Origin of the sequence: Oscillatoria sp. CS-180 (assembly GCF_028330965.1) — a bacterium.
Lineage (GTDB): Bacteria > Cyanobacteriota > Cyanobacteriia > Phormidesmidales > Phormidesmidaceae > Halomicronema.
Map to the genome: position 1 here is coordinate 1 of NZ_JAQMUB010000082.1, position 25,818 is coordinate 25,818.

Genomic DNA, 25,818 nt, shown 5'->3' on the forward strand with positions numbered 1-25,818 from the left:
CAAACAAATCGATGCCAGATTGCAGGTGACGGGGGCTCAATGGAATGAAGCGTCTTTGCCACAAATGCTCAAATTGAGATCCCTTTATCTCAACCATCAACTTGATTGTTTTTCATCCCCCAGTGGATGACGTGCTCCCCTTACTCAACCCGCTATTGATGCCATCAATCAAGCTCGCGAAGGATCAGGTTTCTTCGCGGTAGGGGCATCTCTAACGAGTACAGGCGATTCTCCTTATTTTGCGGTTGATTCCTCAACCGGAAACATCATTGGGTCGTCAGAATCGATCTCTTTTTCATCTGGCAGTCCTGATAGCTGCCGAGGTCTCTTAATCGTCAGTGAAACTAGCCAAGTTGCTGATACAACTTCTCCCTGTCTCAGAGGAGCAGATGCTCTACCTCAGCGTCCAATCGTTGTGCCCGAAAAGCCGATGAGTGTACCTGAACCAAGCTTCATCTTGGGAACCGTGCTTGCAATCGGAGCAGGGGTTTCTCTGAAGCGCCGCTCTTAATTTATGAAGGCATGTATGGCTTTAGCCATCTAGGTTTGTGCCTCTAGGGGCATCTGAGGCCTTAGCGCCTTAGCCAGATGGCTTGCCGTCTTGTCCATAATGGAACGGGCAACGGCTCCTTTGCCCCACGTCATCGACTTCTGACGGCGGGGAGAATGCCTGGAAAAAGACAAGTTTTTGCATAGGTTTCCTTTATGATTTCTAAGGAGGCAAGGGAGTCAAACCCGTGAGCACATTCTCAGGATTGGAAGGACATACGACAACTGGCAATGTAGGCGTTGCCGTTATCCCCGGCGTTGGGGGTAATTTGGCCATTCAAAACTTTGAGACCAGTGCAGACGTGTCTGCGCTGAGCGCTGTTTTAGCGATTAATGGGGATTTATCTAAGCGAACTGTTGATTTAGGGGCATTACCTCAGGCCAGTGGTTCGTTCAGTCTGCCATTTACTGACGACGTGGATATCAGCTTGTTTAACGTCTTGGTGGTCCGCTCAGCCGAAACGCCTATCGGAGAAGCCCGTATCGCATAGCGGATAACTTAGCTCAATCTGATGTCCGCCTTTTGAAACGTGAGCACCGGAGATATCTCCGGTGCTTTTCGATTAATTCCGCATCATCGTTGATTCAGAAAGCCGATAGGTAATGAAGCGATTGACCACGCCAAGCGTATCGGCTCTATATTCAGGCAACATAGGCCACTGTGGAACACCGAAAGAGGTGCGATAGAAACTAGCGATGCCAATATTGAGGCGTTCTGTACGATCGCGCACGATTGCCTCTAGTTGAGGCTGGAGCGTTTGAACGGCATCCGTACACCCTTGTCCCAGTAGATCATTGACGCCAGGAGGAAGGTTCGTGCAGACATTCTCAGAAAAGTATTGCTCGGCTTGTTCACTCGCATAAAGAGCGTAGGCTTCTGGGCCAGGGTTTGTAATGACTAGCCCTGCGATCGCAGCACACAGTAACGCAGCACTAAATAAGACAGAAAGTTTCATTGGTGTAATGCTCTGCTGAGGTTGCGCTTGTGGTCAGATATCTACAGGGTAAGCATTGGAGCTGACTCTAAGGCTTTGTCTATTTGCCTAAGATGGGGAGATATTGCCTGCTTCCCCCGAAACACCTCCGTTCAATCCTACTGAACTTTTAACCATCATCGGTCCAACATCCGTTTTCTAATCGTTAAGAATTCAGACAAATGCTATACTGAGGAACGCGCGAGGCGAGCGTAGCCAAGGGGTTAAGGCATCGGATTGTGGTTCCGACATTCGGGGGTTCGAATCCCCTCGTTCGCCCTTAAGACATTGAAGATAGCCAAGACTACTACGTTCATGGGCAACGCTGTGAGGAGCACTGTCTGCATAGCGAATATGTGGCTTCAGCGACCTAAGCTAGTACCGTACGCGGAATTCAAAACTAAGGCGGATAAGCTTTTCCAGTGTTTTGAATGATGAGCTGATTTCTACAGCTGTGTTGGAGGCTGCCATGATACTGCTGACTCCGCCACCGTAGTCTCCCAGTGCTGAATCCTTAGGTTCATAACTTCTGGGGAGTCAGCATTGGCTGCACCCTACTTCACTTTGACGAGCGGCGCAGTTCAGAACAAAAAGAGGACATTTGAAAGCCATCTGCCCGTTTAACCAAACTTGTCCGCATTCGCAAATTAGGATTCATGTACCAGATGCGCTCATCGGACTGAAATTCATCAGTTCGGATGGTAAACGTCAGCACCTCGTCCTTCAGCTGATAATGGCCGGGGACGATCGCTTCCTGTCCGGTTTGGCTCAAAAACTTACCTGACGCCTCATCTTCCGACTTAAAACCAATTAGCAGTGTTGGACCTTGCGCCACAGGTGCACTAGTTCGATAGGTGCTTTGCTGACTTTCTTGCTGAATTAACAAGGCTACAACGGCTTCGTCTGGATTGGCTGAAGCCTGTTGACAAAGGTCAACGACGCGGGACTCGCTAAGATTCACTCGTGTAATTTGCAGCAGTGTCTGTCCTGTTTGGGAGGGCTGGTCTGGCGAAAAGTGGGTTGTTCGCTGGGAGAACCAGATTCCTTCAACTTTTTCAAAAAAATTAACGATATCCATGCCGTTGCCTTCGTGGGCTTCAAATCACCTTGTGACCTTTATTCTACGTTGATAGCGATCGCCCCGCTGATCCCAAAAACCCTAAACTCTTCGTATGACCTGAAATAGCGGTATTCGCAGAATGTTACGCTAACGACTACGCTTAAAAACTTTCATTAACGCGGATAAAGTTTCAATGACCGGATTGAACCAGCACCCTCTATTGCTACGGGCCGCTCGTGGAGAGCGAGTAGAACGCCCTCCCGTTTGGATGATGCGTCAGGCAGGACGCTACATGAAGGTGTATCGAGACCTTCGCGATAAGTATCCATCTTTCAGGGAGCGCTCGGAAAATCCGGAGCTAGCCATTGAAATCTCCCTACAGCCCTGGCGGGCATTTAGACCCGATGGTGTCATCTTGTTCTCCGATATCCTGACTCCACTGACGGGCATGGGCATCCCCTTCGACATTGTTGAGAGTAAAGGCCCCGTCATCGATCCCCCTATTCGCACTCAGGCTCAGGTTGATGCCGTCCGCCCGCTTGATCCTGATACAGCGACTCCCTTTATCCGTACTATCCTCAACACGTTGCGCTCTGAAGTTGGCAATGAAGCTGCTGTTCTAGGATTCGTCGGCTCTCCCTGGACTTTGGCAGCCTATGCCGTCGAGGGAAGAACGTCTAAAAATTACGCCAATATCAAAGGCATGGCTTTTTCAGAGCCGGCGATGCTGCATCAACTCCTCAGCAAGCTAGCAGACAATATCGCCGTTTACGCCTGCCACCAAATCGAGTGTGGTGCTCAGGTGGTTCAGCTCTTTGATTCTTGGGCTGGGCAGCTAAGCCCGATGGATTACCGCACCTTTGCACTGCCCTATCAGCAACAGGTTGTGCGTCAGGTGAAGGCCAAGTATCCCGAGACGCCTCTCGTTCTTTATATCAGTGGCAGCGCTGGCGTACTGGAACTGATGGGTGAGTCCGGCGTTGATATTGTCAGCGTTGATTGGACACTAGATATGGCCGAAGCTCGTCGTCGCTTGGGACCAGAGATGGCGGTTCAAGGCAACGTAGACCCTGCGGCCTTGTTTGGGTCTCAATCGTTCATTCGCGATCGCATTATCGACACCGTGCAAAAGGCAGGTCGGCGAGGTCATATTCTCAATTTGGGTCACGGCATCTTACCAGGGACCCCTGAGGAGAATGCTGCTTTCTTCTTCGAGACCGGCAAGAACATCGATCAGTTACTGGCTGTCCCTGCTTAGTCGGAGTTCTCTTGGGGTGATACGCTGGGATCACCCCAAGAGAACTCAAAGCTTGGAACTTGCGAAATAATTTATCTCTGACCTAAGAGGAATCAAGTGTCTGAGCTGGCTTTTTTGGGCACTTTGTTTTTCTTAGCAGTGCAGTGTCTGAATTGACGTCCTTTCCTGAAAGCAATCACCCTCAGCGAATTTTCATCACTGGGGCCAGCGGCTGTATTGGTCACTACTTGGTGGAAACCCTGTTGACCGATACGCCCCATCAGCTGTTTTTACTGGTTCGTAACCCAGACAAGCTGATGTTGACTTGGCAAGGAAATGCTCGGATCCAAATTATTCAAGACGACATTCGTAACATTGATGCCTACGCTGACCTGTTAGCAACCATCGATACGGCAGTGCTGGCAGCAACCTCATGGGGAGGTGCACCCGAAATTTACGACATCAATGTTACAGGGAACCACAAGCTCATGTCGCTGTTGGATCGCGATCGCTGCCAGCAGGTAGTGTATTTCTCAACCGCCAGCATTCTTGATCGCCACAATCTGCCGCTGAAAGAAGCCGACGAGATCGGCACTGACTACATTCGCAGCAAATATCAGTGCTATCTCAAACTGCCAGAACTCGCTATTTATCCCAAAATTACAACGGTCTTTCCAACACTCGTATTTGGTGGCGACAAAGATAAGCCCTACTCTCACATCTCCGCTGGCATCCAGGATGTCACGAAATGGATGGGCCTGATTCGGTTCTTGAAAGCAGACGGCAGCTTTCACTTTGCCCATGGTAAAGATATCGCCCTGGTTGTGAGCCATCTCATCAATCATCCTCCGGCACCTCAGGAACCGCGGCAGGTGATCATCGGCAATCCTGCACTGACCATCAATCGCACAGTGGAAGAGGTTTGTGACTATCTCGGCTTGCGGATCTTTTTCCGCATTCCCCTCTCGCTTTGGTTAGCCGACCGGATTATCGACGGGTTTAACATTCGCATGGCAGAGTGGGACCGCTTCTGCCTGAAATATCGTCACTTTGTTTACGACAATTCCATCAACCCGGAAAAGCTTGGTTTACAGTCTTATTGCCCAACAGTCGCTGACCTCATGCGAGTGAGTGGTGTATTGCCCGGTTGAGTAATACGCTCGTTCTCTTTAGAATCAGAGACAACTCATTGCGATCGCCCACTCACCCTATGGCTATCATCTCTTCAAAATCTCCCTCAGAGCCAAATCCCTCTAAAAAGCAGGTGAATCGGGGAGCGAAAACCGAGCCACCTCAGCAGCCCGTGCCTGAGTCTTTAGTTCGGGAGCAGAGCGATCGCCCTGTAGGTCCACCAGAAGACGGACTGCGCCCCCAGAAGCTAGCTGACTATATTGGTCAAAAGTCGCTCAAAGAAGTCTTAGATATTGCTATTAGGGCAGCCCAGTCCCGCGAGGAACCTTTAGATCACCTTTTGCTCTACGGCCCACCGGGCTTAGGTAAGACAACAATGGCGCTGATCCTGGCACAGGAGATGAAAGTTGACTGCAAAATTACGACTGCGCCAGCGCTCGAACGTCCCAGAGATATTGCGGGTTTACTGGTGAATCTCAAACCTGGCGATATCTTATTCATTGACGAAATTCATCGCCTTCCGCGTGTCACCGAGGAAATTCTATACCCAGCTATGGAAGATGCGCGGCTCGACATTACCATCGGCAAGGGCCAAAGCGCCCGGACTCGCAGTATTCCGCTCCATCCCTTCACCCTAGTTGGCGCAACCACCCGCGTCGGGGCCCTGACATCCCCTCTCAGAGACCGCTTTGGCTTGATTCAGCGCCTGCGGTTCTATGAAATCGATGAATTAACTCAAATCGTTTGTCGCACAGCGAAAGTTCTCAAAACCCCAATTAAGACAGAGGGCGCCGAGGAAATTGCGCGGCGATCGCGCGGCACCCCCCGAATTGCTAACCGTTTACTCAAGCGTGTTAGGGACTATGTTGAAGTGAAAGCATCTGGGACCATCAATCAGGCGATCGCCGCTGAAGCGCTAGAACTATTTAACGTTGATCCCTGTGGACTGGACTGGACTGATCGCCGCTTGCTCTCGGTCATGATTGAGAATTTCAATGGCGGCCCTGTGGGGCTGGACACGATGGCAGCAGCAACCGGAGAGGATGCTCAAACCATTGAGGAAGTGTATGAACCCTATCTCATGCAGCTGGGTTATTTGCAACGGACACCACGCGGGCGGGTGGTGACTCGGGCAGCCTGTCGTCACCTTGGCTATCAGGATACGGCTGTTCCAGAGTTTTACGGTGAACAACAGCTTTCAATTATGTAGGTTCGAGACCGCAATAAATCTCAATTGTCACTATTAACGCTATATATGGCGGCCTCTATTTTGAGAAGACGCTAAAGACTTTTCTGAAAAAAAGGGTAGACATTTGTCCGAAGTTCAGTACAATACAGCGTCATAGCGCCCAATGATGCTCCTATGCAGTGGGTGGCAGCTAGCTCTTTTTTGGGGACTTTGCTCATGACCTCGGTGGTTACTCGTCCAAATAGCAACTACGAAAGACTTCCAGAAGATGTGCGGTCTCTGCTGAGCGATCGACTTCAAAGGAGCTATTCAAACCTAGAAGTTGATCGTCGCATCCCTAGCACTGCCCCCTCGAAACCACCGACAAAAACTCCTCAGGCAACCACTCGGAAAGCTCAGCCCAAACCGCCTCAAGGAACCTCTCAACGCGATGTAGTGGTGGCTTTACAGAATGTCTCAAAAAGGTATATGAGAGGCACGCAAGCTCTCTTAGACGTCAATCTCCAACTGCACAAAGGCGATTTTCTCTTCATCACAGGGGCTTCAGGAGCGGGCAAATCGACTTTTCTAAAACTGCTTTACGGCCAGGAAAAACCGACAGCGGGTGAGGTCATCATTGAGGGCACCGCAATTAACAACCTGCGGGCAAATCAGCTCGCCAAAGTCCGCCGCCGGATTGGTGTTGTTTTTCAAGATTACAAACTCATTCCACGGCGCACCGTGGCAGAAAACGTAGCTTTTGTCTTATGGGCACAAGGCTACAGCCGCAAGGAAATTCATCGTCGCCTGTGGCCGACGCTCAAAATGGTGGGCCTGCAAGATAAGTCCGAATCCTTCCCGGATGAACTCTCTGGAGGCGAACAGCAGCGGGTCAGCATTGCCCGCGCTGTCGTCGGCACTCCGCCGCTCTTGCTTGCGGATGAACCCACGGGCAACTTGGATCCTGATAACGCTTTGCAAGTGATCAAGATTCTCAAGAAACTCAACTCTATCGGCATTACTGTCGTCGTCACCACCCACAACGAACAGTTAGTGCGCGTGTCCAACCACCCCGTCGTTCAGCTCAAAGAAGGCCGTCTCAGACGCATTAATCGATAGCTCTGGTAATAGCTCTGGTAGCTGATAGCCTTCTACTAGCACCTGCTGGGATCTCATTGAGCAGTCAGCATCAAGGCATTCCGTAAATGCTCTAAAGTCCGATTGTTTTCCTCTGGAGTGCCCACCGTAATTCGAAAGCCACCTCCGGTCTGACGAACATGAGTCCCTTGCTCATAGAGCTTTTGAAACACCTCACCGAGTCCTTGAGTCGGGCGGCAGTACACAAAGTTGGCGGCACTAGGCCAAACTTTGAAATCAGGCAAATCTTTCAGAGCTGCCAACAGGCGATCGCGCTCAGACCGAACCTCTTCAACGACCGACAAAATCGACTGAGCATGCCGCAGAGCGACAAGTGCGGCGGTCTGCGAGAAGGTCGGTAAATTGTAAGGCAAGCGTACCTTCTCCAAAACTTGAATCATTTCGGGTGCCGCGATCACATAGCCCACGCGATGAGCTGCTAGTCGAAACGCTTTTGAGAATGTCCGCGTCACGACCCAGTTAGGCCGAGCAAGCGCATCAACCACTGTCGTCTGCCCACAGAATTCAAAATAGGCTTCGTCCACCACAACCAAGATGTCTTGCGATAGCTGCCGCAGCCAATTCAGCTCAGCCGTCGTCAGTGCATTACCCGTGGGAGAATTGGGCGAGACCATGAAGATCATGCGGATGGGGACCTTAGCATTCGCGATCGCCGCTTCAGCTGCGTCCAAATCAACCTCAAACGTCTCCTCGTCTCGCCCCACAGTGACAACGTCAACCCCTAGGGTCTGAGCCAGGATTTTATACATCGAAAAGGTGGGCTCTGCGACCAGAATGGCGCCGGGTCGTCCTACACAGGTAGCAATGAGGAGCGATCGAATCAGCTCGTCTGAACCATTGCCTACCGTGATGTGCTTTGCCGTAACTGTCCGATCCCCCAAGGTTGCTGAAGATTGGGCATAGTGGGCGATCGCGTTCCTAAGCTCGTGATGATCGCCACTAGGGTATCGATTAGCTCGAATATGTGCTTGATAGTCGCCAGCCAACTTCTCCTTCAGAGGTGCGGGGAGATCATAGGAGGATTCATTCGTATCAAGATGATCCACAATCTCAGGTACAGAGGTAGTCCCCATAGGCACGTGGGAACTGTAAGCCGCAAACCTCTGTAAATCCGGGCGAATGAAGTTAGCCATAGCAGGAGCCAAGCAACAAAACACTTATTATGACCCAAACCCTCCTCCCCATCCAGCCCATTCACGGGTGTTATGCTGATGGAAATGACAAGATACTTTTGAATTCAGGAACCGACACCTGTTAAACTCTTTTTTACGTTTTGGGGGGTATGGGCCATCAGTACGCACTACCGATTTGGCAGATCTGATAACCCATGAAGAATTAACGGTGCTGTCCTTAATGAGGGTGAACTTTCTAGCTTGTGGGCTTTTTCTCAGTTAACTGTGGTTCAAACTTAGGCTTTGAGCCTATGTTGTACGGGCAGTGGACAGGTTTGCCTACTGATCTTTGAATTGCCTGCACGTAGTGGTCTCGCCACTCGGTCAGCTCAACGCCTATGGACAACTCATTTGAGATTACTATTCAAATTGTCCTCACTGTTCTTGCCGGAATCAGCGCACAGGTTATCGGGGAATATCTTAAGGTACCTAGCATTATTTTCCTGCTGCTGTTTGGCATTGGGTTAGGGTCAGATGGTGTCGGGCTGGTTCATCCCCAAGAGTTAGGTATTGGATTAGAAGTTCTCGTTTCCCTTAGCGTTGCGCTCATCCTGTTTGAAGGGGGACTGAGTTTAGAACTCAAAGAGCTAGACAGGGTTTCCAATAGCCTGCGAAATTTGGTGACCACAGGCGTATTCATAACTCTACTAGGGGGCGGCATGGCAGCTCATTGGCTGGGGGAATTCCCTTGGTCTCTAGCTTTTTTATATGCCTCCTTAGTTGTTGTAACTGGACCCACTGTCATCAACCCCTTACTGCGCCAGGTGACGGTCGATCGCAAAGTGGCAACCCTTTTGGAGGGAGAAGGCGTCCTGATTGATCCGGTAGGGGCAATCCTAGCGGTCGTTGTCTTGGACATCATCTTGAATGGCGACGCAGATCCCCTCTTGATCATCAGTGGTCTGACGGTGCGGCTGGGAACTGGCGCAATCATTGGAGGATTGGGAGGAGCGCTGCTCGGCGTTTTTCTCAAGCAATCCCAATTCTTGTCTGAGGAACTGCGGAACCTAGTCGTTCTAGCTAGCCTGTGGGGACTGTATGGCATCGCGCAGGAAATTCAAGGCGAATCGGGCCTAATGGCGGCGGTCATTGCCGGCATCGTGCTGCGGGCTTTGTCTGTTCCAGATGAGCGCTTGCTTCGTCGCTTCAAAGGTCAGCTGACGATTCTTGCCGTTTCTGTGCTCTTTATCCTGTTGGCTGCCGACCTTTCAATCGCGAGTATTTTGGCCTTAGGTCGTGGTGCTGCTCTCACAGTCGCGGTACTGATGGTAATCGTCCGTCCTTTGAATATTGGCATCTGTACGGCCTCTAGCGATTTGAACTGGCGGCAAAAGATCTTTTTGAGTTGGGTGGCTCCCAGAGGAATCGTCTCAGCTTCCGTGGCATCCCTGTTTGCCATCTTGCTAACTGAACGGGGAATTAGCGGTGGAGATGCCATCAAAGCGTTGGTCTTTCTGACCATCATTATTACCGTGCTGACTCAGGGGTTGACGGCCAGCGTGCTCGCTCGGTTGTTAGGACTGACAGGACATAAGGAACGCAGTGGAGCGGTGATTGTCGGCTGTAATCCCCTAAGCTTACTGATTGCTCGCCTATTTAAGGAAGACGGTAAATCGGTCGCGCTAATTGACACGAATGTGGATGCTCGCGAACAAGCCGAGCAGGAAAATCTGCCCGTTTTTGTCAATAGCGCTCTAGATGCGGAAGTGCTGGAGGAAGCGGGTATCAGTTCTGCCACAACGTTGCTGGCCATCACTAATAATGTGGACGTTAATGCGGTCGTCGCGCAGCAGGCTAAGGAAGAATTTCAGCTGCCTCGCATTATCTCCGTTGTTACCCAAGAAGATGCATCAGAAGAGGCAGCTTCGAAAAAGGCTGCCCTTAAGAAAGGCAATTCTGGGCAAAAATCCTCGTCTACAAAGGCCATTTTTCCCGTCATTCCGCTCAAGCTTTGGAATGGTTATCTGCGAGAAGGTGCTGTCAGGCTAGGCGAAACGTTGCTGCGTTCCGAGGGCACCCTCATGCAGCGAGCACACCTGCGAGCTCTGATGCGAAACGGTGAACTCATTCCTCTTTTGGTTAAGCGCAACGATCGCATGTGGGTTTCTCTACAAGAGGAGGATGACTGGAAAGTAGGCGATCGCATCATTTATCTACTGCACGATCCTAAACCTAAGCTGCTGAAGCGCCTCTCAGGAGGCAGTCGCCCAACCCGGCTCAACATCGAAACACTGCCTATCGTAGAGGAAGTGCCGCTGCCTTCAAAGGTCACTGAGCCACCACCGCCACCGCCGTCAGCCACTACGGAGTTGCCAGAGCCGCCTCCCGAGCCCAATAACAACGGAAACCAAGCTCAGAATGCTGCCTCGCAAAACGGTCAATCCTCTGACGATTCTCCTCAGCCCAAAACTGCTCCGTTAAAGGACACTTAGGAGAGTTCTAAGGAAGAAATTTACCGCGTCCTAAGGGGGCAGGGAATAGGAACTGGGGTGTGCTTGACTCAAATGCATGTCGTTACAAGTCTGGTTCAAAGGGAACAAAGAATCGGTGACAGGGAACAGAGTGTACTTGTTTCATGTGCTCAACGCTTAGTTTGAGTGCCTATCTCACCCCATTAGCCTCTCCGAGGGGAAAGTAACGAGTTCTGTCTCAACCGGAACTAACAATGCCGGACCACTGCACCTTCTTTTCCCGAGACCGACGATAGGAAAAGAAGCTCTTAGGTTCTTGATAGGTGCAGTGAGGAGCCACAGCTATCTGATCCGGTGCAATTCCCAAGGCTAATAACTGCAAGACATTAACGCGGCGCACGTCAAGCCGAACCCGTCCAGCCTGCTCATCTGGCAGTAGGGGCGAAGGTTCTATGGCATGAAGCTGCGTCAACAGCTGGTCCTCATCCCCCGCCTGAAGCACTAACGATCGCCCCACTTCCGCCGCCACCTGAGTCGAAACCTGATAAACCTCTCCCGCGATCGCGGGCCCCATGGCAATCCGGAGATTGTTCAATCGGCTGCCTTGGGTATGGAGCCGCTTCACCGTTGCTGGCACAATACCCAACGCCGTTCCCCGCCACCCGGCATGAATGGCAGCAACCTGCCCAGTTTCCTCATCGGCTATCAAAATGGGCGTACAGTCTGCTGTACACACCCAAGCGGCCTGCTGCGGAGCCAATGTCATCACAGCATCCGCCTCAGGTCTTCCAGAGGTCTGCCAATCAAGCGGAAACTCACTAGGGTCGAGCACCTGTTTGCCATGCACTTGCTTAGTGCGATAAACCGCTGCCTCTCCGTCCAGTTGCTGACTCAAGCTCTCTGGGGAGCTGGGCCAAGAGGCCCGCGTAAAAAAGCCGTGGGACCAATTTTTCAACAGCGTTGTTGTCAAATAGGGGTGCTCACCCGTGTGCCAGTGCCAGGTATTACTCATGAAAGTTGACCGGATCAGCCTTGATGGAACTACTAAGACGTAGTCTAGATCAGAGAGGTTTGTCCCATCGAATGCATCGTCATCGCGTTATCGAAGCACTCAATCGTCCTGCTCAGGAGCTCGGCGTTTTGCCGGAACTAACGGCGCTCCGGCCTCAGCTAGCTATACACATTTACGAAACGCTGCCTTCTACCAATCAGCAGGCATGGCAGCTCATCCATCAGGGACACAGAGCCGGAACGGTGGTGATTGCGCAGCAGCAGAGTGCAGGACGCGGCCAATGGGGTCGCACTTGGCTTTCTAATCCAGGAGGACTGTACTTGTCTCTAGTGTTGGAGCCTAATATCGCGATCGCTCAAGGGGTTCTGCTCACGCTGGCAAGCGCTTGGGGCATTGCCACCAGCTTTCAAAACTTAGCCATTCCGGTTCAGCTCAAATGGCCGAATGACTTGGTTAGCAACGGACGCAAAGTGGGCGGCATCCTAACGCAGGTGCGACTTAACAAACTTTCTGACTCAACGCCCTACTCAATATCACCCTCGGCACGGCAGAATATACACCAGGCAGTCGTTGGCGTAGGAATTAACTGGGACAATCCCCTTCCTGAAAACGCGATTTCGGTACGTAAGCTTTTGCCGGATCCCGCTCGGGAAAGGGTGAAGAGCTTGGAGGATGTCACCGCGATCGCCCTCCGGGGCCTATTACAGGGATATTACTACTGGCAGCAGCAAGGAACGACCTCACTCGTGGAAGCATATCAGCAAAAACTCTCTTGCCTTGGCAGAAAAGTTGACGTAGATGGGCACCCTGGAGTTGTTGCAGGCGTCTCCCCAGAAGGAGACCTTACGGTTGCAATGGTTCACAATGAACAAGAAACAGTCCAATATTTCAAGCCAGGCGAGATCAGCCTGGGCTACAATGTCTGAGGTTTGTCGTGGTGTTTGACGGAGCAACTAGCATGAAGCCGGAGTCTTTCTCCAGCACGAATAGATCGTCTCGAAGCGATCGCCGACTGATGCAGCTACTGCTATTAGGGGGAGTTGGTCTTACCGGAAGTGCTTCTGTACTTGCTGCCCTACCTGCTCAGGCACAAACTGAAGTGGACATTGAAGCCCCTGCGGCTGTCGAAACGTCTCCTCCTCTAGCCCCTGTTGAGACCACAGCAGAGGCTTTACTGAAGCCCCAGGTCACCGCCACCCCGGTCATCGAGCCAACTGCCCCGGCACCAGCTTTCAAAGCCTCTCCCAGCCCTGCGGAAGCGAATGCAGAAGCGTCAAGCGAACCCGCAGCAGCCCCCTCGGTTGAACTCGCCCCCGCTGAGTCAACTATTCCTGCGCCCAGCGTTTCAGTCGAGCTTGAAACCCGCGAAAGCTACAACGGCTCTTTCATTGACCCCACAGACTACAGTTTGGGAGCTACCGCATCACCGGATAGACCGTCTTTAGTCTTTACTGATCGCTCGACCGGTTGTCAGTTCACCTTGCCAGAGGGACAGTTTTCACCCAGTCGTGTTTGTGGCGGCAACGCTTTAACAGCTGAGCAGGTGGCGAATGGAGAACATCTCGTTGGTGCTGCCGAGGGCACGAACGAAAATGTGGCCTATAGCCAAGGTTCAGGCTTCTCTGCCGGACCCATCAATATTGGTAGCAGCGGCGTTACGTTTGGCAATACAACCGTCGTCAGCCGTGAATATTTCAACGAGAGGTTACGCCCTCTCAATATGCTGAGACGCGGCATGGAAGAGTTTGTCTTCCCACTAGCGGTGCCGTCTCCCATCACGTCTCTCTTCGGCTGGCGAACTCACCCCATTTTTGGCGATCGTCGCTTCCACACCGGAACCGATTTAGGTGCCCCCGAAGGCACCCCCGTCGTCGCCACCAAAGATGGTGAAGTTCATGTTGCTGACTACTTAGGCGGTTACGGCCTTACGGTTATTCTGCGCCATGACGATGGATCCTTGGAAACCCGCTACGCTCACCTGTCTCGCCTTCTAGTCCGCCCTGGCGAAATTGTGCAGCAGGGTGATGTTATTGGTCTCGTCGGCAGCACTGGAAACTCCACAGGTCCTCACCTTCACTTCGAGCTACGAGAACTCACCGCCCAGGGCTGGGTTATTTTGAACCCTGACCAGCTACTAGGCTACACAGCAGGCAGTTTGGTCAACGTGCTGAACAATCCGCTGCAAGCATTTGGGCTAGAGGCTAGCGACAAAGAGAAAGACGGCACTAAGATTCCGGGCAAAAAACAGTTTGAATTGCCTTACCGTCCTGCCCAACCCAACGCCAACTAGACCGCTATGCGGAATTCAAAATCCAGAATACTCTGCGAGAAGAGCAAAGCTCTACAAAACTAAGGCAGATCGGCTTTTCAAACATTCTAAATGGTGAGCATGTTTTGCCGTAATGCACTGGTGCTTTGTCAACGTTCAAAATAAGTGTATGCGTAGGTTGGCGTAGAACAAAGTGTTGGCAGAGCCTTTCCGAAGGAAATAACTCAACGATAGCCAGGGGTATATTAGGTTTTCTGACGGCAACCCAACCTACAAATTCAAGCTAGACAGACCGTTAGGCCCTTAGCGTTTTATCCATCTTCCGTTAGTCTGCATCCTTTAGTCTTGTGATTTTGGCCCGTCCCCAAGGTTTGGGAAGCTAGAATCATATTCATCTTCAAAATCTAGCCTGTCCTAGATTTCAACACTCCGGTTTGCAGACGAACCATGCGAATATTACTCGTCGATGATGATGAGGCATTGATGGAAACGCTGGCAGAGAGCTTGATCAAGCAGCGCTATGCCGTTGACATTGCTGTTGATGCCGAAACTGCTGAGGAATTCCTAACGCTTTTTGCCTATGACCTTATCGTTTTAGACGTCTTGCTACCCGATCGCGGTGGGGTAGAACTGTGTCAGCAATTGCGCCAAACGGGCATCAATAACCCGATTCTGATGCTGACGGCGAAAGGAGACAGTACCGACAAAGTTCAGGCGCTGGATGCCGGAGCCGACGATTACGTTGTCAAGCCCTTCGACTTCAACGAGCTGTGTGCCCGTATTCGAGCACTTCTGCGCCGAGATAGTCACACCACTACTGCTGTTCTCAGTTGGGAAGATTTGCGGCTGGATCCCAACACCTTTGAAGTTTTTTACGGCCAGCATCGTCTGCATACCACTCCCAAGGAATATGCCTTGCTAGAGCTTTTCCTGCGCCATCCCCATCGCGTCTTTAGCCTTGATGCCATCATCGAAAGCATCTGGTCTTTTGAGGATCCGCCCAGCGGTGATGCCGTCAGGACCCATATCAAAGGGCTGCGGCAAAAGCTTAAGGCGGGCGGGGCCGACAAAAATTTCATTGAAACGGTTTATGGTCTGGGATATCGGCTCAAAGCTTTAGAGACCGAGGCGGTTTCCCAAGCACAGGACAAGGCAACAGAAGCCCTCAAACCTACGAAGTCTCAGATGATGGCCGCTGTTGCCAAAGCCTGGGAAACCCATCAAGGCACTCTGCAAGAACGGTTAAACGTATTGGACACGGTCTCTACCGCTGCGACCACCGGACAGTTGAGCACAGAGCTTCAGCTATCGGGCCGATCGCATGCCCACAAACTGGCGGGATCTCTGGGCTGTTTCGGCTTCTCAGAAGGATCCCGCATAGCCCGCGACCTAGAGCATATATTGCAGCGTGATGAATTACTGACCGCAGAACAGGGGCATCAAGTTGCCGAGTTAATTCACCGTTTGAAACAGAGCTTAGCGAATGATGGCAGTCAGGAACTAGCGTCAGCAGCGATCGCCAGCGCTCCTCACCTCTTAGTCGTTGGCGCTCCCTCCTCCCCAAGTCAGCCGCTCACCGAGGCGACGACGGCTGGCATCCCAGTCCGGGTCGTGGCCGACTGTGCAGCGGCAGTTGAAACCCTCGCAACTCATCCCCCAGACAGTGTTCTGCTGTGGCTTGATCAGTCTGACTTGGGGGCAGGACTGGAATTGCTGGAGGCGATCGCCCACCACTCAGAGCAAACCTCGGTGATTGTCATAACAGATATCCAGAATTTTCAGCAGCGTTTGCAGCTAGTCCAGCAGGGAGCTGATAGCATTCTGCCCGCGACGACAACGGCACAACAGGCAATTCAGGTGGTCCAGCGAACGCTACAAGCAGACCGTGCAGAATTCAAAATCGTGCTGGTGGATGACGATACCCAAGTCTTGGAGCTGCTAGAGACCCTCTTGGCGCCGTGGGGACTGCAAACAACCACCGTCAGCCATCCATCACAGCTGTGGAATACCTTGAAGATCGTTGAGCCTCACTTACTGGTATTGGATGTGGAAATGCCAGAGGCCAACGGCCTGGACCTCTGCCAGGTCCTCCGAGCCGATGAGCAATGGCGTCATCTGCCCATTCTCTTTCTCACCGCCCATGAGGATGTCAGCACTCAGCAGCGAGCCTTTCACGTCGGAGCCGACGACTTCTTACGAAAATCCATCATGACCGCAGAATTACCGAACCGAATTCTCAATCGGCTCCAGCGATCAGCCTTTGTGGGGGCTTCGCGATCGCCGCAATAATCTGACTACCCTTCAAAGGGAACAAGGAGTAGGGAACAGATAAAACTCTGAGATGGACTTTACCAAGCTGCATAACGGGTAGCCCACAACATCAAACAACTGAATTTGGCACGTTGGTCTACTGATAAGAACTTTGGGTGCCACCAGCAGTGTCTCATTCAGCAGCGTCAGGCGATTGTTCGGCAATCACGAAGAGTGGCGTTCTGTCCTGGAGGGTGCGATCGCGCTGCTTGGCGACGTATCCTTAAAGTATGCGAAGACAAACAACACGGTGGCGACGCTCTTTGAGGGAGCGTTGGCAGTCAGTTCAAAATTTTTTAGATATTTATCGATATTGTGGACGAGCTATTCAACTGGTTTGGATGACAAACTGGCGGCTAACATTGGCGCTAGCAGCTGCAACGCTCGTAGCCGGCCTCTTGCCAGGGGCGATCGCCTATTTCGGCAAGTTAATTGTAGATGCGGTAATTGAGGCGGCAGAAACAGGGTCGATCGCAGCTCGCAATCAGGCCCTCACCTATTTAGGCTTGGAGGCCATCCTAGTCGTCGTGCTAGCAGGTGCGCGACAGGGATTGAACCTGTGTACCTCGCTCCTGCGGGTTTTGCTGGGGCAGTCGGTCAACCTGCTGATTTTACAAAAGGCACAGACACTGCCCCTGGTCTATTTCGAAGATTCGGAGTTTTACGACAAGATGTCGCGTGCTCGTCGAGAAGCCTCTAGCCGCCCTCTGAGCATGGTCAGTCGCACCTTCGGCTTGATTCAAAATACGCTGTCGCTCCTGGCCTACGGCGGACTGCTGCTGCAATTTTCCGGTTGGGCCGTGGTGATTCTGATGGGAGCGACCGTTCCTGCCTTCATTGCCGAGACTCGATTTGCCGGACGCGCCTTTCGCCTCTTTCGCTGGCGATCGCCCGAAACCCGTCAGCAAAACTATCTGGAAGTGCTGCTAGGTCGAGAAGACTATGCCAAAGAGGTGAAGCTGTTTCAGCTGGGTCCTATGCTGCTGAGGCGCTATCAGGATATCTTTAACCGCGTCTATCACGAGGACCGCGACCTCACAGTCCGACGAGGATTCTGGAGTTATGGTTTGGGCCTGCTCAGCACTGCTGCCTTCTATGGAGCCTATTGTTGGATTGTGCTGGCGGCGATCGCCCGCCGCATTTCTCTGGGTGACCTGACAATGTATTTAACCGTTTTTCGGCAGGGCCAGAATGCCTTTTCCTCCATCCTGACCTCTATTGGCGGCATGTACGAAGATGGCTTGTATCTATCGAACCTGTACGAGTTTTTAGAACAGACGGTGCCGCAACAAATGGGGTATGCCCGTTCAGGCATTTCTCCAGACGATGGCCTACGATTTGAACAGGTTTCCTTTCACTATCCAGAGGCAGAGCGTCCAGCCCTTGCTGATGTCTCTTTCCATCTCAAGCCGGGTAAGAAGCTGGCAATTGTTGGCGAAAACGGCTCCGGCAAAACCACGCTGATCAAACTTCTGACTCGTCTCTACACGCCTACAAAGGGCCGCATTTTACTCGACGGACGTGATTTAGCCGAGTGGGATATCGATGTGCTGAGAGAGCGAATTGGCGTTATTTTTCAAGACTTTGTTCGCTACCAGTTCAAAGTCGGAGAGAACATTGGCGTCGGGGATGTGCACTACCTAGAACAGGAAGATCAGTGGGCGATCGCAGCTAAGAAAGGCACCGCAACGCCATTCATTGAAACACTACCGAATGGTTTTCAGACTCAGCTCGGCAAATGGTTTCGGGGAGGGCAAGAACTCTCAGGTGGCCAATGGCAGAAGGTAGCGCTATCCAGAGCTTTCATGCGATCCAATGCTGACCTTTTGGTGTTGGATGAACCCACCTCCGCCATGGATGCCGAAGCTGAAGCCAAAATTTTCGACCAGTTTCGAGCAGCCACTGAAAACCAAATGGCAATCCTGATCTCCCACCGATTTTCTACGGTTCGCCGGGCCGATGAGATTATGGTTCTCTCAAGGGGAAAAGCGATCGAATACGGCACCCACGAAGAATTGATGGCTCACGGCGGACGCTATGCTCAGCTATTCCAAATGCAGGCCGCCGGATACCAGTAAGCAAACAGTCACGATTTCTTCCTCAAGGCTTCCAGCAGGTCGTTGCGTTCTTTGCGAGAGAGGCCGAAGAGGAGAAAGCGGGTTTCTTTGACAAGTAGGGCTACGGTAAGGCCCAGACATAGTCCCAGTCCGACTGCGGCGAAGCGATTGAAGGCTAAACCATAGCGGATGGCTGCCCAAGTGAAATATTCGGCGGCTTGTTGCCAGGTGCGGCGTAGGCTCCAGAGGCTAGCCAGACCCACCGATATCCAAAGGCCCAACGTGAAGAACCACCAGCGGCGCATCCAGGTCCTTCTAAGGGATAGCATCTGCTCAGTTTCTATGAGATCATTCGGCTGCACGGGAGGGCTGTCGCTTTTGGGTTGGCTTAGACAGAGATCTTGAAGAGATTTTGAGTTCTGAGTGTCTGGTTTTGAGTTAAGAATACGCCAAATCAGCTTTCATCTACCGAAAGGTGTTCTTGAGAAAGATATCGCTTGACTATGAACGTCGAGGACTTGTGCCAGGTATCTATAGGGAGGGTAGCGATGCCTGCTTTGCGCTAGCCGTAGGCGTCAACTGTCCCGTTTGGTCAGTCCTGACTTTGAGCGACAGGTAAGACTCAAAGTTGGACATCATTAGAGACCTCTCCAGTGGGTTGGGGTGGTTCGGCAGAGCCTGCGATCGCCCGCCCAGACCGCACACGCCACCAAGCCAGCAGAGTACTCGCAATAAAGATACTGGAATAAGCACCTGCGAGGAAACCTGCGATCAGTGCCAGAGCAAAGAATTTGAGGGTATCGCCACCGAAAAAGACGATCGCGATCAGGGGCAAAACTGTTGTCAGCGTGGTGTTGATGGATCGAGTTAGGGTTTGGTTGACGCCATCGTCTACCAGGTCATTAATGTGGCGTTCTGGATGGAGTTTGATGTTTTCACGGATGCGATCGTAGATGACCACCGTGTCATTGACGGAGAAACCAACAACCGTCAAGAGGGATACGATGAACAAACTGTTCACTTCCACTTTCAGAAGCAGTCCCAGCCATGCAAATAATCCCATTGTGATCAGGACATCATGCAGAAGAGCGACGATCGCCAACACCGCATAGTCCAGCTGAAACCGCAGACTGAGATAAATCACAATGCCAGCAAACGAGACCAATAGCGCCAATAAGCCCGACGCGAACAGCTGTTGTCCTACAGTCGGGCCAACCGAATCAATTTGAATGGATTGACCGTCTAGCGGACCAATACTCTCTTCTAAATCGGCGCGGAGAATCGTTTCTTCATCAACTGTCAGATTTCGCGTCCGGATGGCAACGCTTTGACCATCATCTCCTGTCACTTGAATAACACTGGTCTCCAATCCCTCCTGTGCCAATAGGTCACGGACCTGGGCAGGTTGAATGGGCTCAGTGCAGTCTGCGATCGCACAGTCGCGAGACACTTGAATGCGGGTCCCCCCCACAAAGTCCAAACCAGGTCGGAGAGGTGCATTGAACTGCTGCCAGCACAGAACCATACCAATCAGGCTAGCGAGGATTAGCAACCCTGAAATCAACCACCAAAACGATCGCTGTCGAATAATATCTAACTTCATGATTTCGAAGGCGTGGTGGACAAGTCAGGACAGAAGAGTTCCGGCTTGCGGAACTGAGGGAGCCCTAAGGAAAACAGCAATAGGGTGCGGCTACAGGTGATGGCTGTAAATAGACTGATGACAACGCCAATCCCTAAAGTTAGGGCAAAGCCTTTAACGAGGCCAGCACCCAGTCGAAACAGGGCGGCACAGGCAATCAGCGTTGTTACATTGCTATCCAAAATACTAGAGAACGCTCGATAGAAACCTGATTCTACAGAGCGATACAGCGTTTTGCCGCTCCTCAGTTCCTCGCGAGTCCGCTCAAAAATCAAAACGTTGGCATCAACTGCCATGCCAATACTTAAAATGAAGCCTGCAATTCCCGGCAGCGTCAGCGTTACCCCAAAGATGTTGAAGGTTGCCAAAGTCAGCAGCGCGTAGACCACCAGCGCAACGTCAGCAAGCACTCCCGGCAGGCGATAATACACCGCCATGAAGACCAACACTAGAAAGAGGCCCACCATCGCCGCATACAAACTGCGACGAATACTGTCTTGTCCCAACGTTGGCCCCACTGTGCGTGTTTCCACAACTTCGACTGGCAGCGGTAACGCTCCCCCCCGCAGCTGAATGGCTAAATCACTAGCAGATTCGGCGTCAAAGTTACCTGAAATGACAGCGCTGCCTCCTGTGATGCCTGTTTCGGCGTACTGCACGTCAACGGTGGGCGCACTCAGCAAGCGATTATCTAGAAAAATACCAATGCTGCGCCCTGTCCCCGCAATGCTGCGGCTGATGTCTGCAAACTGATTAGACCCGTCTGAATCAAACTCAATGACGACTTCCCAAAGCAATCCACTCTGACTAGGGCGAGCAAAAGCATCCGTCAATTTTTCCCCAGTCAAATCAGCTGGAGCAAACAGGTCGCGAATCGCCTCATTACTTTCCTGAATATCTTGTTGAATGGCTTGCCGCTGTGCTTCCAGATTAGCGTTAACCTCAGCTGTGTCGTCGTTACCAGCAGCCTCGATTAAAGACTGATCACCGCTTCTATCGGCTTCTTGCAAGGCCGTGAGTTCAAGCTGATGCTGCCGCAAAATCTGGCTTTCAATCTGCAGCTGCTGCTCTGTACCAGGACTTTGAGGACGAAATTCAAGCTGAGCAGTTTCGCCTAAAACCCGCTGGGCTTGCTCTGGATCACTTACCCCTGGAAGCTGAACCAAGAGTTGGTTTTGGCCGAGCTGTTGAACGGAGGTCTCGGAAACGCCGAGCTCATTGACCCGGTCTGAAATGACCCGCTCAACCGCGTCCATATCCTGAGCCGTAATGTTCGGAATTTTCTCGGTCGTTTCAACCTGAAGAGTAAGCTGGGTCCCACCCCGGAGATCCAGTCCTAAGCGGGTTGGCACCTGAACGATGACGACGATCGCCGCGATCGCCAACAACACGATTAGTCCCAACAGCAGCCGTTGCTTACCCATATATCCTCAAACTTGGTCTTAAACCTGTAGCGCCATCATCTTTTCGACCGCCTCTTCAATCTTATGAGGTTGGACGATCGTCAGGCTCTCTAGTTTACCGTTGTAAGGGGTCGGAATGTCTTGAGAGGAAAGTCGCAGGACAGGAGCATCCAGTTCATCAAAGAAGCGATCGTTGATAGAGGCAATGATTTCTGCCCCGATACCGCCTGTTTTCATACACTCCTCGACCACAATGACCCGATGGGTCTTTTTAATCGATGCGCCAATGGTGTCGAAGTCTAAAGGTTTTAGAGAAATTAAGTCGATAATCTCTGGATCGAAGCCTTTTTGCTCCAGCTTCTTAGCCGCCTGAGTGACATGATGACGCATCCGAGAATACGTCAGGATTGTGACGTCTTTGCCGGGACGGACAACCTCAGCTTTGTCGAGAGGGACGAGATATTCGTGATCTGGCAGGTTTTCTTTCAAGTTGTAAAGCAAAACATGTTCGAAAAAGAGGACTGGATTGTCATCACGAATGGCAGACTTGAGAAGACCTTTAGCGTTGTAGGGGGTAGAACAGGCCACGATCTTGAGACCAGGAACCGCTTGGAAATACGCTTCAAGCCGTTGAGAGTGTTCTGCACCTAACTGACGACCCACGCCCCCGGGTCCCCGAATTACCATGGGAATTTTGTAATTACCGCCGGAGGTATAGCGCAACATGCCAGCGTTATTAGCAATCTGGTTGAAGGCGAGCAGCAGAAATCCCATATTCATGCCTTCGATAATGGGACGCAGTCCAGTCATTGCTGCGCCGACAGCCATCCCAGTAAAGCTGTTTTCAGCAATGGGGGTATCCAAAACCCGCAGTTCGCCATATTTCTCATAAAGTCCCTTGGTAACTTTGTAAGAACCGCCATAGTGTCCTACGTCTTCACCCAGAACAAAAACGGTATCGTCTCGGCCCATTTCCTCATCAACGGCTTCGCGTAGGGCATTAAATAGCAGAGTGTCTGTCATGGATCGTGTGTCTGAAGGTGAAGAACAATAGTCAAAAGCATGGAAAGTTTGAGCGAGCGGGGGGCGATCGCCTATGAATCGCCTGCAAAGATGTAGCGATACAGTTCGCTGGGATCAGGCTCTGGGCTTTGCTCAGCAAACGTAACAGCCTCATCAACGACCGTTTGAATTTTGTCGCGAATCGCTTTCAGGTCACTTTCTTGAGCCAGATTTTGCTCCAACAAATAGGCTTCAAAACGCTTGAGCGGATCGCGGGAGAGCCATTGCTCTTTCTCCTCTTGAGAACGCAGTTCGTCTGGATCAGCTAAGGAATGGCCTCGGAAACGATAGGTTAGGCATTCAATGAGCGTTGGCCCTTCGCCAGCCCGAGCGCGGCGCACGGCTTCCTGAGCAATTGACCGGACAGCAAGGACATCCATGCCATCTACTTCAAAGCCTGGCATACCAAAAACACTGGCCTTTTTATAAATTTCCGTTTGGGAACTGGCACGTTCGTGGGCCATTCCAATCGCCCATTTGTTGTTCTCTACGACAAAAATAATCGGCAGCTTCCACAGAGATGCCATGTTCAAGCATTCAAAGAATTGCCCATTGTTCGTCGTGCCGTCGCCGAAGAAACAGGCCGTCACCTGGTCAGCGTTCGCATCCCCCATAGCATCTCGCCGATACCGAGATTGGAAAGCCGCGCCCAAAGCAACCGGAATGCCTTCCCCAATGAAGGCAAAGCCACCTAATAAGTTGTGCTCTGAAGAGAATAGGTGCATAGAACCACCGCGTCCCTTACTACAGCCCGTCTCTTTGCCAAAGAGTTCGGCCATCACATTCTTAGCAGGAACCCCAGCGCTGAGCGCATGGACATGGTCTCGATAAGTACTACATACGTAGTCATCGGAACGCAAACATCGGATAACGCCAGACGAAACTGCCTCTTGACCGTTGTAAAGATGAACGAAACCAAACATCCGTCCCCGATAGTACATCTCAGCGCACTTATCTTCGAAGTAGCGACCGAGTACCATATCTTCATAAATCTCAAGCCCTTCTGCCTGGGTCACAAGAGCATCGGTTGCACGAAATGTAGGTAGGGTCCGTTCCTGAGCCATGAGTTTGACGTATCCTTACGGCAGTTCCAACTTTACACAATAAACAATATCGCCCTTCGAATACCGGAATACCTCAGTATCAGGGTCATCGCTTAGGACAATTAAGGAATGCCAGTCCGTACAGGTCTCTAGAGAAACTGCTTTCTGACAAATCTCAACAATTCTATACCTGTATTCCTCCCTATCGGTAGGAAGAACCTGGAATCGGCTCTTGGAATTTACGGAACGCAAACTAGTCTGTTAAGAACTGGCTAATCGGCCTATGATGAGGAACGTTTTACCGACAGGTTGTCGAAGCCGTCGATTGACCTAAAAGAGGGCACTTCTTTTAGAGATGGTCAAGGGGATTTTCCCCTTAATGGTTGGTTAAGAAAATGGGCATTTAGGGACGAAAAAGCAGTGCGGATTCCACTGGATTATTACCGGATACTGGGGTTGCCAATCCAGGCAACTGCGGATCAGCTTAAACAAGCGCATCGCGATCGCACTCTACAGCTACCGCGACGAGAGTACTCTGATATTGCGATTAAGTCTCGTAAGTCACTGATAGACGAGGCCTATGCCCTGTTGTCTAACGCCGAAAAGCGGCAGACCTACGACACACAATTTTTGACTCGCACCCACCCCCCGGAAGCGTCGGTGTCGTCTCGATCTGAGACCGTCAAAGAGGCCATTGCAGACTTTAGTCAGGTAGGGGAAGAGGCCCTGCGATCGCTGGCCTCCAACACGCTTCCCGAACCCACGCCCGAACCCTACACCCCAACTATTGAAATTGACGATACTCAATTTGTTGGAGCGCTACTCATTCTGCTGGAATTGGGCGAGTATGAGCTAGTCATTCGCTTGGGTCGTCCCTTTGTTGCCAACGGCCAGGGCAGTTTGTCGAATGGCAGCTACGGCGAACCCAGTCGAGTTCAGGAAGACATCGTGCTGACACTGGCTTTAGCCTGTTTAGAACTGGGTCGAGAACAGTGGCAGCAAAATCAGTACGAGAATGCTGCCGAGTCTTTGGAAACCGGCCAAGAATTGCTGCTTAAGGAAAACGGGTTTCCCGCAATCCGTGCAGAACTTCAGTCTGATCTCTTCAAGCTTCGACCTTACCGAATTCTGGAATTGGTTGCCCGTCCTCTGGAACAAACGGGTGCCCGACGCCAAGGCATTCAGCTGCTCAAAACGATGCTGCAAGATCGAGGCGGCATTGATGGTGTGGGTGACGACCTATCAGGACTCTCGACCGATGACTTCCTGCGGTTTATTCAGCAGCTCCGAGGCTATTTAACTGCTGGGGAACAGCAAGAGATTTTTGAAGCCGAAGCTCGACGTCCGTCAGCAGTTGCAACCTATCTTGCGGTTTATGCGCTGCTGGCCCGAGGATTTTCATTTCATCAACCGGCTTTAATCCGGCGGGCAAAACAGCTATTGCAGCCTGTCAGCACACGGCAGGATGTACATCTTGAACAGGCTGTGTGTGCTCTGCTGCTAGGGCAAGCTGAGGAAGCAGGACGGGCATTGGAGTTGAGCCAAGAGTATGAGCCGCTCGCCTTTATTCGAGAACACTCGCAGAGTTCGCCGGATTTACTTCCAGGACTCTGTCTCTATGCAGAGCGTTGGCTCCGGGAAGAGGTGTTCACGCACTTTCGAGATCTGGCCAATCAGCAGACTGCACTCAAAGACTACTTCGCTGATCCCCAGGTCCAAGCGTTCTTAGAGGCCATGCCCGCATCTCAGTCGATGGAAACAAGTCTTCCCTACCGGCGGTCAGGAATGCCAGACACGCCTAGCTATGGCGAAGTCCCTTTTTCAACGACGCCGACGGCGCCTCCTATGCAGTCGCCTGTTCCCGCTGCTTACTCTTCATCCCACTATTTGGGGACGACCCGGTCGGCAGCGGCTGGTGATGATAAGGCTGTTTCTGCGTCACCGTCTGAACCTCAGCCTGCGCCACAAAAAGACGTTGGCCTCAGCATTGCCGAGCGGGTTTCGCAGCTCTCCCCTGATGGACAGCTCCAGTCTGCTGCTGCCAACAGAACCTCGCCTCAAATTTCGCAAAACGGTCATCGGCCATCAGCAGCCGTTTCGACCACTGAGCCTGAGCTTGAAATGCCGCCGCCCGTCGGACAGGGGGGGGGGGGGGGGGGG

Annotated in this window: 22 protein-coding genes, 1 tRNA gene and 1 pseudogene; 15 read left to right on the plus strand and 9 right to left on the minus strand. The window is 51.8% G+C overall.

The window, feature by feature from the left end; genetic code table 11:
- The 3 genes and pseudogenes from PN498_RS20235 to PN498_RS20240 all read left to right on the plus strand — a co-directional run.
- A pseudogene (locus tag PN498_RS20235) lies at positions 1-130 on the plus strand (ISKra4-like element ISLesp1 family transposase); the annotation flags it as partial.
- A 300-nt stretch (positions 131-430) separates the two neighbouring features.
- Positions 431-511 carry a PEP-CTERM sorting domain-containing protein gene (locus PN498_RS28650; RefSeq protein WP_442951435.1) on the plus strand — a complete coding sequence of 27 codons (81 nt, stop codon included), beginning with the start codon at positions 431-433 and terminating at the stop codon, positions 509-511.
- A 226-nt stretch (positions 512-737) separates the two neighbouring features.
- The gene (locus PN498_RS20240) at positions 738-1,040 is read left to right on the plus strand and encodes a hypothetical protein (RefSeq protein ID WP_272065169.1); all 303 of its coding nucleotides are present in this window, start codon (positions 738-740) and stop codon (positions 1,038-1,040) included.
- A gap of 72 nt (positions 1,041-1,112) precedes the next feature.
- Here the strand turns inward: PN498_RS20240 and PN498_RS20245 are convergent, their stop codons facing one another.
- Complete coding sequence (locus tag PN498_RS20245) at positions 1,113-1,505, minus strand: DUF4359 domain-containing protein (protein WP_272065171.1); 393 nt, start codon at positions 1,503-1,505, stop codon at positions 1,113-1,115.
- A 224-nt stretch (positions 1,506-1,729) separates the two neighbouring features.
- Between PN498_RS20245 and PN498_RS20250 the strand changes: the two genes are divergently transcribed.
- Positions 1,730-1,802: transfer RNA gene (locus PN498_RS20250), tRNA-His, on the plus strand.
- 280 nt (positions 1,803-2,082) lie between these two features.
- Here the strand turns inward: PN498_RS20250 and PN498_RS20255 are convergent.
- Positions 2,083-2,601: a phycobiliprotein lyase gene (locus PN498_RS20255; protein WP_272065173.1), complete on the minus strand. Its 519-nt coding sequence runs from the start codon at positions 2,599-2,601 to the stop codon at positions 2,083-2,085.
- A gap of 175 nt (positions 2,602-2,776) precedes the next feature.
- Here PN498_RS20255 and hemE point away from each other — a divergent pair, with 175 nt between their 5' ends.
- The 4 genes from hemE (at position 2,777) to ftsE (ending at position 7,238) form a co-directional block, all read left to right on the plus strand.
- The gene (hemE, locus tag PN498_RS20260) at positions 2,777-3,841 is read left to right on the plus strand and encodes a uroporphyrinogen decarboxylase (RefSeq protein ID WP_272065174.1); all 1,065 of its coding nucleotides are present in this window, start codon (positions 2,777-2,779) and stop codon (positions 3,839-3,841) included.
- Positions 3,842-3,984: 143 nt separating this feature from the next.
- Complete coding sequence (locus tag PN498_RS20265; RefSeq protein ID WP_272065175.1) at positions 3,985-4,971, plus strand: NAD-dependent epimerase/dehydratase family protein; 987 nt, start codon at positions 3,985-3,987, stop codon at positions 4,969-4,971.
- Positions 4,972-5,030: 59 nt separating this feature from the next.
- Positions 5,031-6,161, plus strand: coding sequence for a Holliday junction branch migration DNA helicase RuvB (gene ruvB / locus PN498_RS20270; RefSeq protein ID WP_272065176.1), 1,131 nt, complete (start codon positions 5,031-5,033; stop codon positions 6,159-6,161).
- A 195-nt stretch (positions 6,162-6,356) separates the two neighbouring features.
- Positions 6,357-7,238: a cell division ATP-binding protein FtsE gene (ftsE, locus tag PN498_RS20275; RefSeq protein ID WP_272065178.1), complete on the plus strand. Its 882-nt coding sequence runs from the start codon at positions 6,357-6,359 to the stop codon at positions 7,236-7,238.
- Positions 7,239-7,291: 53 nt separating this feature from the next.
- On the opposite strand, the gene PN498_RS20280 is transcribed toward ftsE, so the two are convergent.
- The gene (locus PN498_RS20280) at positions 7,292-8,410 is read right to left on the minus strand and encodes a histidinol-phosphate transaminase (RefSeq protein WP_272065179.1); all 1,119 of its coding nucleotides are present in this window, start codon (positions 8,408-8,410) and stop codon (positions 7,292-7,294) included.
- A gap of 377 nt (positions 8,411-8,787) precedes the next feature.
- Between PN498_RS20280 and PN498_RS20285 the strand changes: the two genes are divergently transcribed.
- Complete coding sequence (locus PN498_RS20285) at positions 8,788-10,881, plus strand: cation:proton antiporter (protein ID WP_272065181.1); 2,094 nt, start codon at positions 8,788-8,790, stop codon at positions 10,879-10,881.
- 217 nt (positions 10,882-11,098) lie between these two features.
- Here the strand turns inward: PN498_RS20285 and pgeF are convergent, their stop codons facing one another.
- A complete protein-coding gene (pgeF, locus tag PN498_RS20290) occupies positions 11,099-11,872 on the minus strand; it encodes a peptidoglycan editing factor PgeF (protein WP_272065182.1) in 774 nt (257 codons plus the stop codon).
- A 71-nt stretch (positions 11,873-11,943) separates the two neighbouring features.
- Here pgeF and PN498_RS20295 point away from each other — a divergent pair, with 71 nt between their 5' ends.
- The 5 genes from PN498_RS20295 to PN498_RS20315 all read left to right on the plus strand — a co-directional run bounded on the left by PN498_RS20295 (position 11,944) and on the right by PN498_RS20315 (position 18,529).
- The gene (locus tag PN498_RS20295) at positions 11,944-12,798 is read left to right on the plus strand and encodes a biotin--[acetyl-CoA-carboxylase] ligase (protein ID WP_272065184.1); all 855 of its coding nucleotides are present in this window, start codon (positions 11,944-11,946) and stop codon (positions 12,796-12,798) included.
- Positions 12,799-12,830: 32 nt separating this feature from the next.
- Entirely contained in the window at positions 12,831-14,162 is a 1,332-nt protein-coding gene (locus PN498_RS20300; RefSeq protein WP_272065186.1) for a M23 family metallopeptidase, read from the plus strand.
- Positions 14,163-14,588: 426 nt separating this feature from the next.
- Positions 14,589-16,430 carry a response regulator gene (locus PN498_RS20305; protein WP_272065188.1) on the plus strand — a complete coding sequence of 614 codons (1,842 nt, stop codon included), beginning with the start codon at positions 14,589-14,591 and terminating at the stop codon, positions 16,428-16,430.
- A 105-nt stretch (positions 16,431-16,535) separates the two neighbouring features.
- Entirely contained in the window at positions 16,536-16,718 is a 183-nt protein-coding gene (locus PN498_RS20310; RefSeq protein ID WP_272065190.1) for a hypothetical protein, read from the plus strand.
- Positions 16,682-18,529, plus strand: coding sequence for an ABC transporter ATP-binding protein (locus PN498_RS20315; protein ID WP_272065191.1), 1,848 nt, complete (start codon positions 16,682-16,684; stop codon positions 18,527-18,529). Before PN498_RS20310 ends, PN498_RS20315 begins: the two co-directional genes overlap by 37 nt.
- A gap of 8 nt (positions 18,530-18,537) precedes the next feature.
- Here PN498_RS20315 and PN498_RS20320 read toward each other — a convergent pair whose 3' ends face one another.
- The 5 genes from PN498_RS20320 to pdhA all read right to left on the minus strand — a co-directional run bounded on the left by PN498_RS20320 (position 18,538) and on the right by pdhA (position 23,679).
- Positions 18,538-18,813: a hypothetical protein gene (locus tag PN498_RS20320; protein WP_272065193.1), complete on the minus strand. Its 276-nt coding sequence runs from the start codon at positions 18,811-18,813 to the stop codon at positions 18,538-18,540.
- Between the two features lie 317 nt (positions 18,814-19,130).
- Positions 19,131-20,111, minus strand: coding sequence for a protein translocase subunit SecF (gene secF / locus PN498_RS20325; protein ID WP_272065195.1), 981 nt, complete (start codon positions 20,109-20,111; stop codon positions 19,131-19,133).
- On the minus strand, positions 20,108-21,574 hold the full coding sequence (gene secD, locus PN498_RS20330; RefSeq protein ID WP_272065197.1) for a protein translocase subunit SecD: 1,467 nt from the start codon (positions 21,572-21,574) through the stop codon (positions 20,108-20,110). Before secD ends, secF begins: the two co-directional genes overlap by 4 nt.
- 18 nt (positions 21,575-21,592) lie before the next feature.
- Complete coding sequence (locus PN498_RS20335) at positions 21,593-22,576, minus strand: alpha-ketoacid dehydrogenase subunit beta (RefSeq protein ID WP_272065198.1); 984 nt, start codon at positions 22,574-22,576, stop codon at positions 21,593-21,595.
- A 71-nt stretch (positions 22,577-22,647) separates the two neighbouring features.
- A complete protein-coding gene (gene pdhA, locus PN498_RS20340) occupies positions 22,648-23,679 on the minus strand; it encodes a pyruvate dehydrogenase (acetyl-transferring) E1 component subunit alpha (protein ID WP_272065201.1) in 1,032 nt (343 codons plus the stop codon).
- A 399-nt stretch (positions 23,680-24,078) separates the two neighbouring features.
- Between pdhA and PN498_RS20345 the strand changes: the two genes are divergently transcribed.
- On the plus strand, positions 24,079-25,818 hold a 1,740-nt coding region (locus PN498_RS20345), incomplete at its 3' end, for a DnaJ domain-containing protein (protein WP_272065203.1).

Coding starts and splice junctions, on each gene's coding strand:
- PN498_RS28650 (WP_442951435.1), top strand. CDS start 431: ATGAGTGTACCTGAACCAAGCTTCATCTTGGGAACCGTGCTTGCAATC.
- PN498_RS20245 (WP_272065171.1), bottom strand. CDS start 1,505: ATGAAACTTTCTGTCTTATTTAGTGCTGCGTTACTGTGTGCTGCGATC.
- PN498_RS20255 (WP_272065173.1), bottom strand. CDS start 2,601: ATGGATATCGTTAATTTTTTTGAAAAAGTTGAAGGAATCTGGTTCTCC.
- hemE (WP_272065174.1), top strand. CDS start 2,777: ATGACCGGATTGAACCAGCACCCTCTATTGCTACGGGCCGCTCGTGGA.
- ruvB (WP_272065176.1), top strand. CDS start 5,031: ATGGCTATCATCTCTTCAAAATCTCCCTCAGAGCCAAATCCCTCTAAA.
- ftsE (WP_272065178.1), top strand. CDS start 6,357: ATGACCTCGGTGGTTACTCGTCCAAATAGCAACTACGAAAGACTTCCA.
- PN498_RS20280 (WP_272065179.1), bottom strand. CDS start 8,410: ATGGCTAACTTCATTCGCCCGGATTTACAGAGGTTTGCGGCTTACAGT.
- PN498_RS20285 (WP_272065181.1), top strand. CDS start 8,788: ATGGACAACTCATTTGAGATTACTATTCAAATTGTCCTCACTGTTCTT.
- pgeF (WP_272065182.1), bottom strand. CDS start 11,872: ATGAGTAATACCTGGCACTGGCACACGGGTGAGCACCCCTATTTGACA.
- PN498_RS20295 (WP_272065184.1), top strand. CDS start 11,944: ATGCATCGTCATCGCGTTATCGAAGCACTCAATCGTCCTGCTCAGGAG.
- PN498_RS20300 (WP_272065186.1), top strand. CDS start 12,831: ATGAAGCCGGAGTCTTTCTCCAGCACGAATAGATCGTCTCGAAGCGAT.
- PN498_RS20305 (WP_272065188.1), top strand. CDS start 14,589: ATGCGAATATTACTCGTCGATGATGATGAGGCATTGATGGAAACGCTG.
- PN498_RS20315 (WP_272065191.1), top strand. CDS start 16,682: ATGCGAAGACAAACAACACGGTGGCGACGCTCTTTGAGGGAGCGTTGG.
- PN498_RS20320 (WP_272065193.1), bottom strand. CDS start 18,813: ATGCGCCGCTGGTGGTTCTTCACGTTGGGCCTTTGGATATCGGTGGGT.
- secF (WP_272065195.1), bottom strand. CDS start 20,111: ATGAAGTTAGATATTATTCGACAGCGATCGTTTTGGTGGTTGATTTCA.
- secD (WP_272065197.1), bottom strand. CDS start 21,574: ATGGGTAAGCAACGGCTGCTGTTGGGACTAATCGTGTTGTTGGCGATC.
- PN498_RS20335 (WP_272065198.1), bottom strand. CDS start 22,576: ATGACAGACACTCTGCTATTTAATGCCCTACGCGAAGCCGTTGATGAG.
- pdhA (WP_272065201.1), bottom strand. CDS start 23,679: ATGGCTCAGGAACGGACCCTACCTACATTTCGTGCAACCGATGCTCTT.